At 65.4% G+C, this 15,348-nt stretch carries 12 protein-coding genes; 4 read left to right on the forward strand and 8 right to left on the reverse strand.

The genetic code is table 11. From position 1 onward, the window contains the following. Positions 1-30 precede the first annotated feature (30 nt). The 3 genes from A5788_RS09430 to mshA all read right to left on the reverse strand — a co-directional run bounded on the left by A5788_RS09430 (position 31) and on the right by mshA (position 3,722). Complete coding sequence (locus tag A5788_RS09430; protein ID WP_064866558.1) at positions 31-1,638, reverse strand: AMP-binding protein; 1,608 nt, start codon at positions 1,636-1,638, stop codon at positions 31-33. A gap of 95 nt (positions 1,639-1,733) precedes the next feature. After that, positions 1,734-2,342, reverse strand: coding sequence for a YbjN domain-containing protein (locus A5788_RS09435; protein WP_049699853.1), 609 nt, complete (start codon positions 2,340-2,342; stop codon positions 1,734-1,736). A gap of 42 nt (positions 2,343-2,384) precedes the next feature. Next, positions 2,385-3,722 (reverse strand): D-inositol-3-phosphate glycosyltransferase, encoded by a 1,338-nt coding sequence (mshA, locus tag A5788_RS09440; RefSeq protein ID WP_064866618.1) that lies wholly within the window; start codon positions 3,720-3,722, stop codon positions 2,385-2,387. A gap of 179 nt (positions 3,723-3,901) precedes the next feature. On the opposite strand from mshA, the gene A5788_RS09445 reads away from it, so the two are divergent. Genes A5788_RS09445 through A5788_RS09455 form a run of 3 tightly spaced genes read left to right on the forward strand, consistent with a single transcriptional unit; the run spans position 3,902 to position 6,548 of the window. Continuing rightward, a complete protein-coding gene (locus tag A5788_RS09445; protein WP_064866560.1) occupies positions 3,902-4,819 on the forward strand; it encodes a metal ABC transporter solute-binding protein, Zn/Mn family in 918 nt (305 codons plus the stop codon). Next, positions 4,816-5,628, forward strand: a complete 813-nt coding sequence (locus A5788_RS09450; protein WP_064866562.1) for a metal ABC transporter ATP-binding protein — start codon at positions 4,816-4,818, stop codon at positions 5,626-5,628. Before A5788_RS09445 ends, A5788_RS09450 begins: the two co-directional genes overlap by 4 nt. Next, positions 5,625-6,548, forward strand: a complete 924-nt coding sequence (locus A5788_RS09455; RefSeq protein WP_064866564.1) for a metal ABC transporter permease — start codon at positions 5,625-5,627, stop codon at positions 6,546-6,548. Before A5788_RS09450 ends, A5788_RS09455 begins: the two co-directional genes overlap by 4 nt. Before the next feature lie 163 nt (positions 6,549-6,711). On the opposite strand, the gene A5788_RS09460 is transcribed toward A5788_RS09455, so the two are convergent. After that, positions 6,712-7,215, reverse strand: coding sequence for a DUF2599 domain-containing protein (locus tag A5788_RS09460; RefSeq protein WP_064866620.1), 504 nt, complete (start codon positions 7,213-7,215; stop codon positions 6,712-6,714). An 81-nt stretch (positions 7,216-7,296) separates the two neighbouring features. On the opposite strand from A5788_RS09460, the gene A5788_RS09465 reads away from it, so the two are divergent. Next, positions 7,297-8,427: a hypothetical protein gene (locus A5788_RS09465; RefSeq protein ID WP_064866566.1), complete on the forward strand. Its 1,131-nt coding sequence runs from the start codon at positions 7,297-7,299 to the stop codon at positions 8,425-8,427. Between the two features lie 7 nt (positions 8,428-8,434). Here the strand turns inward: A5788_RS09465 and A5788_RS09470 are convergent, their stop codons facing one another. From A5788_RS09470 to A5788_RS09485, 4 genes are read right to left on the reverse strand one after another with little or no spacing between them, the layout of a single operon-like run. After that, positions 8,435-10,111: an ArnT family glycosyltransferase gene (locus A5788_RS09470; protein WP_064866568.1), complete on the reverse strand. Its 1,677-nt coding sequence runs from the start codon at positions 10,109-10,111 to the stop codon at positions 8,435-8,437. After that, on the reverse strand, positions 10,108-11,688 hold the full coding sequence (locus A5788_RS09475) for a glycosyltransferase (protein ID WP_064869432.1): 1,581 nt from the start codon (positions 11,686-11,688) through the stop codon (positions 10,108-10,110). The genes A5788_RS09470 and A5788_RS09475 overlap by 4 nt, the downstream gene beginning before the upstream one ends. Then, positions 11,685-13,223: a hypothetical protein gene (locus tag A5788_RS09480; RefSeq protein WP_064866572.1), complete on the reverse strand. Its 1,539-nt coding sequence runs from the start codon at positions 13,221-13,223 to the stop codon at positions 11,685-11,687. The genes A5788_RS09475 and A5788_RS09480 overlap by 4 nt, the downstream gene beginning before the upstream one ends. Then, positions 13,220-15,145, reverse strand: a complete 1,926-nt coding sequence (locus A5788_RS09485) for a hypothetical protein (protein ID WP_064866622.1) — start codon at positions 15,143-15,145, stop codon at positions 13,220-13,222. The genes A5788_RS09480 and A5788_RS09485 overlap by 4 nt, the downstream gene beginning before the upstream one ends. Positions 15,146-15,348 lie beyond the last annotated feature (203 nt).

The following is a 15,348-nucleotide window of genomic DNA, read 5'->3' on the forward strand; positions in this document are numbered from 1 at the left end:
AAGCGGCCCGCTGCCTTGCGATCTGGGTGGCTACTTGCGCAGATCCTTGCGCAGGATCTTGCCGGAAGCCGACTTCGGGATGACCTCGATGAACTCGACGGCGCGCACCTTCTTGTGCGGCGCGACCTTCGCGGCGACGAAGTCGATGACCTCGGCTTCGGTCAGCTCCACATCAGACTGCTTGACGACGAAAGCCTTCGGGATCTCCTCGCCGGACTCCTCCTCGATGACACCGATGACTGCCGTGTCGGCGATCTTCGGGTGCGTGAGCAGCAGCGCCTCCAGCTCGGCCGGCGGCACCTGGTAGCCCTTGTACTTGATGAGCTCCTTGAGGCGATCGACGATGTAGACCGATCCGTCGGCGTCGAGCTGGGCCATGTCGCCGGTGTGAAGGAAGCCGTCGGCGTCGATGGTGTCGTTGGTGGCCTGCTCGTTGTTGAGGTATCCGAGCATCACGTTGGGTCCGCGGACCCACAGTTCGCCGGGCTCGGACAAGCCCTCGCTCGGCACTGTGAACTCCTCACCCGTTGCCGGGTCGACGATCTTGTTCTCCGAGTTCGGAATTGGCCAGCCGACCGACGAGAGCGGCGGCTCGTCGAGCCCAAGCACGGCCTGCGAGTCGACTGGGATGAGGTGGCTGACGGGCGAGAGCTCGCTCATGCCGTAACCCTGCAACATGTGCAGATTCAGTCGCTTGGCGACCGCCTTGCCGAGCTCGTCGTCGAGCGGCGCCGCACCGGAGAGCATCGTGTGCAGCGACGAGAGGTCGTAGTTGTCGATGATCGGATGCTTCGCGAGAGCCACCGCGACCGGCGGCGCGATGAACGCGTAGGTGACCTTGTAATTCTGGATGTTCTCCAAGAATTCGACGAGATCGAACTTGGCCATCACGACGAGGCTCGCGCGGGCGCGCAGTGCGGCGTTGAGCAGAACGGTCATGCCGTAGATATGGAAGAACGGGAGGACAGCGACGATCACGTCGTCGCGCGCCATCCCCTGCAGTGGGGCGATCTGCGCGACGTTGGCGACGAGGTTGGTGTGAGAAAGCTTGACGCCCTTGGGGTTTCCGGTGGTACCCGAGCTGTAGGGCAGGACGGCGACGTGCGTCGCCGGGTCGAATGAGACATCCGGCGCCGGCAGATTGGGGCCGAGCAGGTCGGCGGCGTTGGGATGGCCCGACGCCTCGACGCCCTCACCGTCGAGGATGACGACGGCGTCGTCGGCGATGCCGACCTCTTTGGCGGCCTCGAGAGCCTGCGCGGCCATCGGCGAGATGGTGACGAGCATCTTGGCACCGGAGTCGGTGAGTTGCTTGGCGATCTCACGCGCGGTGAACAGCGCGTTGATCGTCGTGGCCGTCGCACCCGCGCGCAGCACTCCGTGGAAGACGGTGGCGAACGCGGGAATGTTCGGCGACAGGATTCCGACGACATCGCCGACGCCGATGCCGCGCGCCGCGAGAGCGCCTGCGGCGGCGTTGATCTGGCCGATCAGTTGGCGGTACGTGGTCTTCGTGTCGGTCTTGGGGTCGACGAGCGCGACGCGGTCTAGGTCGTCGTCGGCGATACTGCCGAACAGGTAGTCGTAGACGCTGACATTCGGGATCTCGACGTCGGGGTAGGGACTCTTGACGCTCATGGCACCTCCGTTGGTAAATCAGTCAAATAGGATCTTACCAACGGCTGTTGCCACGATGTGACGGCCCTCTCTGCATCCCGCCTGCTCGCGCACCGTCACTCGTCGAGCTGCGCGCCTCCCGCAGGACCGTCCTGCGCGGCGTCGACCACCGAGGAGGGCTCGTAGCGACCTTCGAGCGGCTCCCCCGGCTCGGGTAGCGATTCCTTGTCGATGAGGTGCTCGAAGGCGAGCAGATTGCGTAGCGACTCGCCTCGCGAGACACGCCACGCCCATTCGCGGCGGATCGACGTCGCAAACCCGAGCTCGAGAAGCGTGTTGAAGTCGCCGTCCGCGGCTTCGAGAACCTGGCCGAGCACGCGATCGATCTCGTCAGATGTCAACGCGTCCACCGAGATCCGACCCACGAGATAGATGTCGCCGATGTTGTCGATGGTGTAGGCGACACCGTAGAGCCGACGATTGCGCTTGAGCAGATAGCGGTAGACCGCCTCGTGGTTCTCGTCGGCGTGGCGACAGACGAATGCCTCGACGCGCACCCCGTACGGACCCGCGGTCAGCAGGACCGTCGTCTTCAGCTTCTTCTCTCCGGGCAGATCGAGGATGACGTGTTCGGATTGTGCTCCGCCGGAGCTCTTTCGGCTGTAGGGGATGTCGCGCTCGGTCAGCGACTTCTCCAACAGTTCGAGATTCTCGATGTGGCTCATCGCTATCACTCCTGACGACGCTGGGTCGGTTGGATGTTCGGATCAGACATTCGCACGATGACGACGCCGCCACCGTCTCGACGCGCGCCGCGCGGCGCCTGTCGGGCTCACCCGTGCGCCGGGGGCCGCGGCAAACGAGGCCATCGCGCGGGAGTAGCTCTCCTGCAACGCATCTGCGGTGTGTTCCCAGGAGAAGTTCTCGGCGTGCGCACGTGCGTGTCGACGCATCGCGGCCAGTTCGTCCGGAGAACCGATCATCTTCTCCAGCGCGTTGGTCCAGTCGCCGATGGCGTGGCCGTTGACCAGAACACCGCTGCGTCCCGATGAGACCGCGACCGACAGCCCACCGACATCGGCCGCGATCACGGGTGTACCGCAGGCCTGCGCTTCGATCGCGACGAGACCGAACGACTCCGAATAGCTGGGCACCGCAACCACATCCGACGCCCGATACACCTGCGCGAGCTTCGCGGACGGCTGCGGCGACAGGAAGATCACCTCGTCGGAGATACCCAGTTGCGTGGCGAGATCAACCAGCGCAGAAGGTGTTTCGAGACCAGAACCCGACGGACCGCCGACGATGAGCACCCGCACGGGCCGATCCCCACCCCGCGACCGCTCGATCAGCGGAGCCGCGGCGCGCAGCAAGACGTCGGGAGCCTTCAGCGGCTGGATACGTCCGACGAACGTCAACAGCGTTGCCTCAGAAGGCAATCCGAGTTCGGCGCGCGCCTGCGCCATCGAGCCGGGGGTGTAGCAATCGAGATCGGCTCCCGGCGTGACGATGTCGATTCGCGCCGGGTCGGCGTGATACATCGAGACCAGTTCATGCGCCTCGGTCGCGGTGTTCGCGACGAGACGATCAGCCTCGTCGACAACCTGCTGCTCACCGATCACGCGCAGCATCGGTTCCGCGGTGTCACCCGCGGCGAGTGACGCATTCTTGACAGCGGCAAGGGTGTGCGCGGTGTGCACCAGCGGAACTCCCCACCGATCCCGCGCGAGCCAGCCGACCTGCCCCGACAACCAGTAGTGCGAGTGGATCAGGTCGTAGTAGCCGGGGCGCTGCTGCGCCTCGGCCCGCAGCACGCTGGCGGTGAACGCGCACAACTGCGTCGGCAGATCGCGTTTGTCGAGTCCTTCAAATGGTCCGGCGACGACGTTGCGCACGGTGACGCCGGGCGCGGCCTCGACGATGGGCGCATCCGACGACGACGTCGCTCTGGTGAAGATCTCCACCTCGACGCCGCGTCGGGCGAGGCGCTGCGCGGTCTGCCACACGTACACGTTCATGCCGCCGGCGTCGCCCGTGCCGGGCTGCGCCAACGGAGAGGTGTGTACCGAGACGAGCGCGACTCGCCGCGGCCCCCTGAAACTCATTACTCCACTGTAGAGAAGGTCCGGCGGCCGACGATCCTCAGCACACCCGAACAACGCAGGTAGACGGGCGCTGCCGCGCTGATCGTTGCGTGCGGACCGACCCCACAGCGCGGCGTCGTCGATCATCACCTACACTTCTTTCGGTAACGATTGTCATTAGCGAAAAGGGTAGGCGAACGATGAAACGCGCAGTCCTGGCACTGACCACGGCCCTTGCTGTCGGCGGGGCACTGACACTTGCCGGTTGTTCTGGCGACAACTCGGGCAGTTCCGACGGCAAGCCGACCGTCGTGACCTCGACAAACGTGTGGGGTGCCGTCGCGTCGGCCGTCGCGGGAGACAAAGCGTCGGTGACGGTGTTGTTCAACGATCCGACCGGCGATCCGCACGAGTTCGAGCCATCCGCGGCCGACTCTGCAAAGGTCGTCGACGCCGACGTGGTGTTGATGAACGGCGGACACTACGACGAGTACATGGAGAAGGCGTCGCAGAACGCCAAGGGCTCCGTGATCAACGCCTTCGACACGATGACCGGCCACCACGAGGACACCGATCACTCCGCGCACGGCGAGACCAACGAGCACGTCTTCTACAACCTGCCCGTCGTCGGCCAGGTGGCCACCGAACTCGCCGACGACCTCGCCGCGAAGGACGAGGCCAACGCCACCACGTACCGCGACAACGCCAAGGCGTTCAACGAGAAGATCGACGGTCTGCGCGGATCGCTCGCCGACATCAAGAAGGCCCACGACGGCACGGAGGTCGCGCAGACCGAGCCGCTCGCGGCGTACCTGCTCACCGAGGCGGGCCTGCGCGATGTTGCCCCGGAAGGCTTCACCGCGGCCGTCGAAGAGGGACAGTCGCCGTCGGCCGCCGACCGCGCCGCGATGGAGGATCTGCTCCGCAAGCGTGAGGTGCAGGTGTTCATCTACAACACCCAGGCCGTCGACGCGGTCACCGAAGCGTTGCTGTCGATCGCGAAGTCTGCCAACGTTCCTGTTGTGGAGTTCACCGAGACACTGCCTGCGGGCCAGAACAGCTACATCGACTGGCAGCAGAAGCAGATCGCTGCGCTCGCCTCGGCACTGCCGGCGTGAGCGGGTCTGATCCCGACGGTCGCGAACCCGTCGCATCGTTCCGGCACGCCCGACTCGCCTTCGGCGAGCGGGTGCTCTGGGATGATCTCGATCTCGACATCATGCCCGGCGAGTTCGTCGCCGTGCTCGGCCCCAACGGCTCGGGCAAGACGTCGTTTCTACGCACACTGCTACATCAGTACCCGTTGTCGGCGGGTGAGCTGACGGTCACCGACCAGGTCGGATACATCCCGCAGCAGCACGCGGACGACGCCGACTCGATGGCGATCCGCGGTCGCGACCTCGTCGGATTCGGAGTCGACGGCGCGCGCTGGGGTCTCGGCATCCGCGGGCGTCGGGCGCGCAGGGCGAAGGTCGACGCCGCGCTCGCCGAGGTTGACGCGACCGAGTTCGCGGACGCACCCGTCGGCCTGCTGTCCGGCGGCGAGCAGCAGCGGCTGCGCGTCGCCCAAGCGCTCACCACTGATCCTGAACTGCTGCTCTGCGACGAACCGCTGGCCAGCCTCGATCCGGCCAACCAGGAGCGGGTCGTCGAACTCATCGACAAACGACGCCGCGACGCGGGCACAGCCGTCGTGTTCGTCACGCACGAGATCAACCCCGTGCTCCCCTACGTCGATCGCGTGCTGTACCTGGTCGGCGGCCGATTCCGCATCGGCACCACCGAAGAAGTGATGAACACCGCGACGTTGTCGGAGCTGTACGGCAGCGACGTCGAGGTGTTGCGGGTCAACGGCCGTCTGCTCGTCGTCGGCGGTGAAGAGGACGCACACCACTGCACCGCTCCCGAGGGGCTTCCCGCGACATGACGATCAGCTCGACCCCAACCGACCTCGCCGCCGGGCAGACGCTGCTTGCTGCCGACGTGCACTGGAGCGACTTCTGGGACTTCTCGGTGACAGCGGATCTGCTGCACTACGACTTCGTGCTGCAGGCCATGCTCGCGCTGGCACTGCTCGGACTACTCGGCGGCGTACTGGCGCCGCTGATCGTCGTGCGACAGATGTCGTTCGCGGTGCACGGCGCGAGCGAACTGTCGGTGACCGGTGCCGCCGCTGCACTGCTTGCCGGCATCAGCGTGAACATCGGCGGGATCATCGGCGCCGTCGTGGCCGCAGGCGTGTTCGGCTATCTGGGAAACAAGGCACGAGAACGTGATTCGGTCATCGGCGTGGTGATGGCGTTCGGGTTGGGTCTCGGCGTGCTGTTTCTCGCGCTCTACGGTCGGATCGGCACGGGCTTCGCGCTGCTGACCGGCCAGGTGGTCAGCGTCGGCGTGCAGGGCCTGACCGCCATCGCGGTCACCACCGTCGTCGTGCTCGCAGTGCTCGCGGTGATCTACCGGCCGCTGCTCTTCGCGTCGATGGACCCGCGCGTCGCCGAGGCGAACGGCGTTCCGATGCGCACGCTTTCGGTGATCTTCGCGATCCTGATGGGACTCGCCTGCGCGCAGGGCGTGCAGATCATCGGCGCGCTGCTGGTGATGTCGCTGATGATCACCCCCGGCGCCGCCGCGGCCCGCCTCACCGCCAACCCCACGCTGATGATGGTGCTGTCGGTGATCTTCGCCGAGGTCGCCGCCGTCGGCGGGCTGATCCTCTCGCTGGCCCCCAAGCTGCCGGTCTCGGTGTTCGTCACGACGATCTCGTTCGTGATCTACGTGATCTGCCGCCAGATCGGCGCGCGCCGCGAACACACGACCCGCCGCGCCATCGCCGCCGCGGGGTAGGGGTCGGGGCGGGGCTGTGGTCGGAGCCTGCGGCGCTGGCCTGGGTCGGCAACGGCCTGCGCGGCCCCACGACCTTTCCCCCAGTTCCCGCGCCGCTCGACGACCCTTCCCCCACTTCCCGCGCGCCGCCGAGACGCCCGCCCGAGCCAGAACGCGCCGCGCCTCACTCCTCCGGCGCGCCGGGGTTGCAGCGGGTGGCGATCATCGTCGAGTCGTCGACGACGGGTCGTTGCGGTTCGATGTTCCAGCTCGGCTTGTTCGGGTCGACGGCGCGGGCGAAGTTCCAGTGGCACACGAACTGCGCGTTCATGCCGGGGGTGTCGGCGTCGGGGGCCAGCGCGAGCACCTCGCGCCAGGCGACCTGCGCGCCGTCGTCGGCGATGCTCGCGCGGCCGTTGGGCGTTGGATAGATCTGCAGACTCGGTCCGACGGCCGTGCTCACCCACGTGACATGGTCGACATATGGCGGCGGGTGCGCCGGATCGAGGACTGGAGACGCTGACGGCGCCCCAGACGCAGCACCCGACGGCGCCCCGGAGCCAGACGCCGCATCCGACACACTCGACTCGGCCCCAGACCCCGACACACTCAATGCCGACGCGGACGTCGGCGCGCTCGACGTCGAGTCCGCGCCGCAGCCAGTCAGCGCGAAGACGAGCGCCACCATCAACGAGAGCACCGCCGCGGCGCGCGTCGTCCGGAATGTTCTCACCGCTTCGACGGTAGTCGGCGGAGTAGGGTTCGAGGCGTGACCTTCCGGCACGCGCTCCGATTCTGCGTGATCGCTGCGCTGGTCATGGTCTTCGCCGCCGCGTGCGGCCAACCTGCTCCCAGAACGCTAGACGACGAGTCGGCGGCACCCTCGGCGCACCACGACTTCGCAGGCAGGGTGACGACGACAGAAACCGGGCTCACACTCGACGGACGCACCTGGTTTCCCGCAGGTTTCAACAGCTACCAGCTCGGCACCGATTGGGCGATCAATGTCGGATGCGGCGCCCAGGTCGATCTCGACGAGTACTTCGGCAAGCTCCCACCGCGGGCCCTGACGCGGTTCAACCTCTACTCGGCGTTCATCGTCGACAAGAAGACCGGCAGAAGCAACTTTTCACGGCTCGACGCCGTCTTCGCCGCAGCCAAGCGGCACAACCAGATGATCCTGCCGGTGCTGACCGGAAGCTCCGGCGCGTGCGAGAACGAGAAGTTCAAAGAGCGTTCCTGGTACCAGAGCGGTTGGCGCACAACTGAAATCGCTGCGGCAATGACCTTCGACGACTGGCTGTCCACTGCGATCAAACGCTGGCACGACGAACCGACGCTCGCGGGCTGGGAGCCGGTCGGAGAGCCCGAGACGAGCAACTGCGGAGCTACGGGATGCGCCTGGCAGACACGTACCTGTCCAGCCAACGGCGCGGCGGTTCTGCGAACATTCTTCGTCGAAATCGGCCAACGTATCAGGGCCATCGACTCCAAGCACCCGATCTTCGCAGGCTTCGTCGGGGGCGACCAATGTGGGCTCACGGGAGGCGATTACGCGCGCGTCGCCGCATCCCACGGCCTCGACGTTCTCGACTACCACGACTACAGCGCGGGCGGCGCGATCGCACCGGGTGGCAGCAATCTCCCTGCGCGCCTTACCCAGGCAAGAAAACTCGGTAAACCGTTGGTGGTCAACGAGATCGGGATCGAGGCCGGGTCGTGTCTGCCACTCGACAGTCGCGCACGCCAGTTCACCAGCAAGTACGAGTCGCTACGCTCGGTCGGGGTCGCGGGTGCCCTGCTGTGGGCATTCGTCCCCGACCCGCGGCTCGACGACTGCACGTTCGACATCGGCTACGACGACCCCGCCTGGCAGGTCGTTGCACGCGAAATCTCCTGACACGCACTCACGACGTCCGCGGATTCACCTCGTACACACGCCAATTCGGCATGTTGGCACCCTGGTTGCGGGCCTCGAGGACGAGTGTTGAGATCTGATCGCCGTTGTCATACAGCGTGGGGTATCGAATGTTCAATGCGTCCGACGACCCGCGCCCGGCTCGCGGCACCGCGAGCAGAAACCGCACTCCGAACCGAGCGGGTTCGTTCAAGATCTGGTCGAAGTCCTGATCCGACGGAATCACGAACTGCTTCGGATGTCGGGACTGCACGACAACCGCGAATCCGTAGACGGTGTCGGTGAGCACGCTGCCGTCCGGCAGATGCAGCGAGTCGAGGTACTCCGCGAGCGCCCGCTCAGTCGAGAACGACCGCAACACTCGGGCTTCGTCGAGGTAGCGCTTCTCCGTCGAATCGGGTTTGGGCGCAACGACAGAGCGGTATGCGAACTCCTGCGGCGCATACTTCGGCGACGTCATGCCGGCGGCAGTGACGGGGAGTCCCACCACGAATGCGAGGACCGCGACAGTGCCGATCACACCGTAGCGCCACCCTCGTCCCGCGCGCGGATTCGCTTGCGGCAGTGACGCTCGCGGTCCGAGTCGACGATACGGTTCGATGCGGCGCGCCGGGGTGGCGAGCAGCGCGGTCACCGCGGCCAACAGGATGATCGTCATGTAGAAGCGCAAGAATCCGAAAGTGGTTCCGCGGACGTAGCTCAGTACCTGAAACGCAACAACGGCACCGATGATCAGGACCGGTACCGCGAGCGGGTACAGCCGGTGTCGGCGAATACGCACCCACGCGACGAGAACGAACAGCACGAGGTACAGCGGCGCGAGGATAAGTAGTTCGGTGATCGAGAAACGCAGCGCCTCAATGCCGGTCGCGCTGCCCGTGCCACCCGACTGATCGATGATCGCGGTGTTTCCGTACTGCGAGGTGAACTGTGCGAACGCCTGGCCTGTGATCAGCCAACTCGTGATGGCCCAGACGATGAACGCCAGCAGGCTCGGCGACGCGACGAGCACGACGTCGAGCAGCGCCCGCTGCGCGCGCAGCCTGCGCCCGACTGCCTTGTCGGAACGTCGATACGTCACGAATGCCACAAAGCACCCTGCGACAAATGCTGCGACCGCGCCGTCGTATCTCGTGAGGTAGGCGAGGCCGAGAGCGATTCCGGCGACGATCAATTCGTGTACGTCATCGGTGTCGACCCACCGGATCAACCGTCGGACGGCCCACGCGAGAAAGAAGATGTACGGCGCCTCGCTCATCCCGTTGGCCCCGTACAGGATGATCATGGGGTTGAGCGCAAACACGAGCGTCACGATGACGGTCATCGCCGGGGGTAGTGCGCGATCGCGCGCCACCCCAGACACCTGCACCACGGCGCCTGCCATGAACGCCGACGACATGATCGCGGCCGACAACGCGTCGGTCGTCATCTGCGGCCACCACACCGACAGCGCGGTGAGCGGTAGCTGCACCAGCGCGGTCAGGGGCGTGAAGATGAATCCTATTGCGGCCAAGTGCGGATCCCGACTGAACAGCACGCTCTGCGCTGCTTGCACGCGAGCCAACGAGTCGCCGAAGTAGGCGTGCACGCCGACTGCCAGGTACACACCGAAAGCCAGGTAGGCCAGCCACACGACGAGCCACAGCGCGACGGATCGACGGCTCATTGAGCCGCCTGCGTCGACGAAGCCGTACCCGACGAAGCCGACGCGTCAGAAGCACCGGAAGCGTCAGACGTGTCAGACGGACTGGCGTCGGACGTGAGTCCGTGGGCCGTCTTCTCCCAGTACGACGGCCGAAACAGCAACTGCCACATGCCCTTGATCGCCGCGATACTCATCATCACCCAGTAGAACGGGACGATGAGCCCCGACCAGAGCAGTTCGCCGCGGTCGTCCTCCCGATTCGCGACGAGCGTCATATAGATCGCCGCGCTGTTACCGATGACGAACGAGATCAGCGACAGGTAGTAGATCGGCCCGGGGAAGAGCTGCGCGACGAACGCCGGGTGCCCGGCGATCCACACGATCAGGATGAGCCAGAAGATCATGTTCATACACGCGATAAAGGGAGTGCCTGCGATCAGCAGGGTGAACCGAATCATCCCGAGCAGCCCCATGAAGTGGAAGAGGCGCCGGGGCCTGCGCATATGCACGAGCCACGTCTGCATGTAGCCCTTGTACCAACGCGACCGCTGACGAATCCAGTTGATGCCATCCACATTTGCTTCTTCGAGCGTGACCGAGTCGAGCACAGCGGTGCGATAACCCTCGCCTGCGATGCGCACCCCGAGATCGGCGTCCTCGGTGACGTTGAACGGATCCCACGCACCGAGCTCGATGAGCATGTCCTTGCGGAAGTGATTCGACGTCCCGCCCAACGGAATCGTCGCCTTGCTGACCATCAGTCCCGGCAACAGGTAGCCGAACCAGATGCCGTAGTCGGCGGTGAACCATTGCGTGAGAACGTTGTCGGTGACGTTGTAGAAGCTCAGCTTGCCCTGCACGCAGATGACGGAATCGTCGTCGAGTTCACGAAACGTAGCCACCACCCTGCGCAACTGGAGCGGGTCGGGATGATCCTCTGCGTCGAAGATGGTGACGATATCGCCTGTGGCGAAATGCAATCCGTAGTTGCAGGCTTTTGGTTTGGTCCGCGGATCGCCGGGCGGTGTGAGCACCGAGGTGATGATGGGCGACGAGTCGACGGCGTGAGCGGCCTCGATCGTCGGGGCGTCGTCCTCCTCGAGCAGCAGCAACACCTGCAGCTTCTCCTGCGGGTATTCGAACGATTCCATCGCCTCGATCAACTGTCCGACGACCTCCGGCTCACCGTATGCGGGAACCAGCACAGTGTACTTCGGCAGGTCGTCTTCGGCTATCGCTCGCGCCGCCTCGTCGGAGATCCGGATCGCACCGTTGACCAGGCCCAGCCGAAATGTGTTGAGCCGCTCGATGAGCGAGACGATGTAGATCACCGTCGCGATCGACACCAGCGTCGCCGCGGTACCGACCGGCCAGAACACGAATCCGACGACGATGACGGCGACCACGACGGCACCGATGATCTTCTGCGTCCGACTGAACGCGACAGACGCGGTCATCATCGGATCTTCGCTACGCAGCCGGTTGATCGCGTCGTCGAGCGCTGCAGTGCGGTACTTCTCGTCCGAAAGCAGTTCGTCCACTTCTTCTTTGGTGGTAGGCGAGGCGAATGTCGGTTGCTCCGAAGCGGATTCGGTCATGGCTGATCCTCCCGCCGTACGCCGGACAGTTGTTCGTTGACGATGTCGCGCCCGGCGTCGAGTACCAGCTGCCGGTCCTTGAAATCAGGGCGGTCGTCACGGGTCACCGCGTTGCCCCGCAACGTGATGTCGACCAGCGCACGCAGATTCGTCGCGATCGTCAGGTCGGGTTGCGGGAAGTAGGCGTTCGGCTCGTGGTTGTCGACCGACCACACCGACACCTGCTGCGCGTGCGTACCGTTGCCCCATAGCCAGGTGAGCAGGGTGTAGGTGAGGTACCTCTTGTCATCGAGGATCACCTCGAGAACTGCTGGGATGCCGTGCGGCAGTACCACATTGACAGAGTCGGAGAAGCGGTCACCGAACAGGTCGTAGGTGAAGGTCTGCGGGTAGAGGTCGAACTGCAGCGGGTAAAGCGTTTCGATCGTGTCGACGACCACCTTGCGCGGGCGGGACTCCTTGTCGAATGCGATATCCCCGGATCGCTGGATCAGATTCTGTCGCGCCAACTGCGCACCGCGCCCGTAAAGGTTGTGGGCGAAGTCGTAGCGCACCGTCGGCCCATCCTGGCGCCACTCGGGTGGCACCGCCAACGGTGCCTGTGTCGACAATCCCGCGATCGTCGTCACCGGCGTAGCCACCACTCGCTGAAACGGCAGGAGCAGCGTGATCACAGCACTGACCACAAGCACGCAGATGGCACCCGCCTTGACCGTCTCGACGCCCGGCTCGTACAACGGGCGGTCGAACGGACGCGACGTCGTGTGCCGCCGGCGATGCAGGTACGCGATCAACCCGACGACGAAGACGCTGCCAACCGCGGGGAGTGCCTGAAACGCGAAGAGCGGGGCGTCGGGATGCAGGACGTGGACAACCACGACGATCACGACCCCGAGCACGACCGCCGCGATGAAGCCGATCAGGGCCGACCGTCGATCACGACCGATCGCGATTGCGGCGGCCACCGCCCCGAACACCGTCATCACCAGACCCGCGGACAACTCGTTGCCACCGATACTCAGCAACGCGACCCGGTACACGATCGGAAACGTCACCAGTCCGAACAGCCACACCCAGTGGTAGCGCATCGTCGGCCGCAGCCCGAACATCAGGATCGAACCGCCGAAGAAGAACGTCAGCAGGCCGAGGATGTCGAGGTGCGTCAGCAGATACAGCGAACCGGTGAACCGGTTGGTCAGCGCGCCGTCGAAGCAGAACGACAGCAGCATCACGATGACACCGACGATGATGTCGGTCTGACGATCGCGGATCGCCCGCTCCTCGTGGCGGCGCAGCGTGACCCCGTACGCGGCCATGGCGACAAGGACCAGCACCACGAGGATGTAGCTGAGATCCGACTCGTATACGAAGATCTCGCGGTACCACTGCCCGATGTTGTGCCAGTAGGCGACAACCGTCGCCGCGACCAGCAGCAGCCACCTGAGGAGCAGCCGCGAGACAATCGACCTACCCGCACTCCGCGATTCCTCCGACGACGCGCCGGAGGAGTCAGCGGGTGCCTCGGTGACGGTCATTGCGCGCTGTCGTCACCGGTGTGTCGACGCCGCAGCAGCTTGAGTCCTGCTGCGACGATCAGGAACAGGATCACCGCTCCCAGGATCACCGCCACGACGACGAGCCACCCCAGCGGATGACTGTTCGACGTCTCGTCGTGGGCACCCGCGTCGGCGTCGACCGTGATCGGATCGCGGCCCGAGATCTTCAGCGCGGCGTCGCCGGTCGCGTTCGAGGCGTTGTCGGAGAACCAGCGCAGTAGATCGTCGAGGTCACCGGCGTCGTTGGTCGAGGTCGCGACCAGCGTGCTGCGGTCGTCGGACCGCGTCACCTGCAGCGACCCGAACTGCACCTGCGGATTCAGCGTGACCTTCGATTCGGCGCCGGACGACGAGCGTACGGTGACCGTCCCCGACTTCTGCGTCACCGGCAGCGCGACGCCGTCGGGTAGTCCCTGTCCGTCGGCGGCGATCAGCACCGCAGGCTGTGTCGACGACGCGGCGTCGGACATCGAGACCACGTCGACGCCGAGCGGCACCGCGGACAACCGCTGCATCGTCGTCATGATCGAGACCGCGCGCGCGACGTCGGGGACGTCGCCCTTGGTCCACGCGAGTTGCGTGCGCGGCATCAGTGACTGTGGCATCGATCCGAGCCCCGCGGGGATCGGCGGATCTGCGGGCGAGCTACGTATCTCGCCTGCCGCAGAGACGCTCAGCGACCCACGGGTCCCGTTGCCGCAGCCCTCTTTGACGTCGCCCCGTTCGAGCGTGACGACCAGCCCGTTGTACCTGCTCAACGCACCGTTTGGCAGGTCGACCCACTGGTTGAACGCACCCGAGTCATCGGTCTTGATCGTCGCGATGACGCGATCCCCCAGCCGTACCGACACCACCGGCGACGACCCGTTCGCCGCCGGTGTCGCCGATCCGATGAGTTGCACACGGATGTCCTGCGACGGCCTGCCAAGGCGCGTCTGGTCGATCCCGAGCGTGATCGACGGCCATGCCGACGACGTGACGATCTGATCGTTGATACCCAGATCGGCCAGCGTCTGCACCTCGGGAGTCAGCTGCGGCGCGTCGTGCAGCGGACCGGCGACCGCGGAGGAACTCTGCGCGATCGGCGACAGATTCGACGTCAGAGCCCGCGCCTGGTTGGTCAGCTCGTTGGCCTGACCGCCGATCACCAGATAGGCAGCGCCATTCTGATTCTCGACGCTCAGCCCGGCGGGCGCCGCGCTGCTGATCACGATCTGACGTTCGAGCGAATCCGGTTGACCGCTCGGCACGAGCGAGCCCGCACCCAGTGACGCGACGTCGATGTCGAAGTCGGCGGTGCCGTAGTTCGACGCGACGGACGTCGCCAGACCGACGGCCGCCGACGCCTCGGCACTCGTCGGGTTCTGCGGGACGAAGATCGTGAGTTTGCGCAGGATCGGGGGAAGGAATTCGGCGACACTTCGGGGGATCGCCTCGCGCCCGGTGAAGGAGAGCGTCGTGTCGCGGATGTGGAACGCGTTGTCCGGGTCGAACTGGCAGATTCCGCTCACGGTCAGATAGGCCCGCAACGTGATGTCGGCGGCGTTGCGGGTCACACGAACACCCGCCAGCGGCAACTCGATCGGCGAGTTCGGCGCCGGATTGATCGGCGTCCGCGAGATCACCCGGTCACCCTGCAGTACGTCGACCGTCCCGCCGGTGACGAACGGCGGGACGTCGGTAAACCCGCTCAATTTGTCCGGCGTCAGGTTCTGTGGCACTGGAATCGAGACGCTGACCTGGGCCTGCTGGCCCGCAAAGGTGATGTCGGGAGCCGCCCCGATCGATCGCAGTCCCAGTGGAGGTGGTGTGTCGCCCTGCGCTGCCAACGCGTCGCCGACTCCGGATAACGCCAGCACTGCACACAGTGCCGCGGCGATCACAACAATCCGACGGCACATGCCCACTCTGCATACCCAATCCCCCGTGACGGGAACTCCACCGATCTCGCCTCAATGCGTCTGGCCGGAAGCACTTGCACGTTTGAGGTTAATGCTGTGCAGATGCGACTGTCAACGAACACACATCAGCGTGTCAGCGTTGGGACGGGTGACCTGCCGCATGTGTGCTGCCGTTGCAGTTTCGAGTCCATTCCGTGTCCACA

The organism is Gordonia sp. 852002-50816_SCH5313054-c, assembly GCF_001665925.1.
In the GTDB taxonomy this organism is placed as follows: domain Bacteria; phylum Actinomycetota; class Actinomycetes; order Mycobacteriales; family Mycobacteriaceae; genus Gordonia; species Gordonia jacobaea.

What these genes read in the sequence shown, in the direction of transcription:
- A5788_RS09445 (WP_064866560.1), top strand. Translation starts at nt 3,902, where the DNA reads ATGAAACGCGCAGTCCTGGCACTGACCACGGCCCTTGCTGTCGGCGGG.
- A5788_RS09430 (WP_064866558.1), bottom strand. Translation starts at nt 1,638, where the DNA reads ATGAGCGTCAAGAGTCCCTACCCCGACGTCGAGATCCCGAATGTCAGC.
- A5788_RS09475 (WP_064869432.1), bottom strand. Translation starts at nt 11,688, where the DNA reads ATGACCGAATCCGCTTCGGAGCAACCGACATTCGCCTCGCCTACCACC.
- A5788_RS09485 (WP_064866622.1), bottom strand. Translation starts at nt 15,145, where the DNA reads ATGTGCCGTCGGATTGTTGTGATCGCCGCGGCACTGTGTGCAGTGCTG.
- mshA (WP_064866618.1), bottom strand. Translation starts at nt 3,722, where the DNA reads ATGAGTTTCAGGGGGCCGCGGCGAGTCGCGCTCGTCTCGGTACACACC.
- A5788_RS09435 (WP_049699853.1), bottom strand. Translation starts at nt 2,342, where the DNA reads ATGAGCCACATCGAGAATCTCGAACTGTTGGAGAAGTCGCTGACCGAG.
- A5788_RS09480 (WP_064866572.1), bottom strand. Translation starts at nt 13,223, where the DNA reads ATGACCGTCACCGAGGCACCCGCTGACTCCTCCGGCGCGTCGTCGGAG.
- A5788_RS09455 (WP_064866564.1), top strand. Translation starts at nt 5,625, where the DNA reads ATGACGATCAGCTCGACCCCAACCGACCTCGCCGCCGGGCAGACGCTG.
- A5788_RS09470 (WP_064866568.1), bottom strand. Translation starts at nt 10,111, where the DNA reads ATGAGCCGTCGATCCGTCGCGCTGTGGCTCGTCGTGTGGCTGGCCTAC.
- A5788_RS09460 (WP_064866620.1), bottom strand. Translation starts at nt 7,215, where the DNA reads ATGGTGGCGCTCGTCTTCGCGCTGACTGGCTGCGGCGCGGACTCGACG.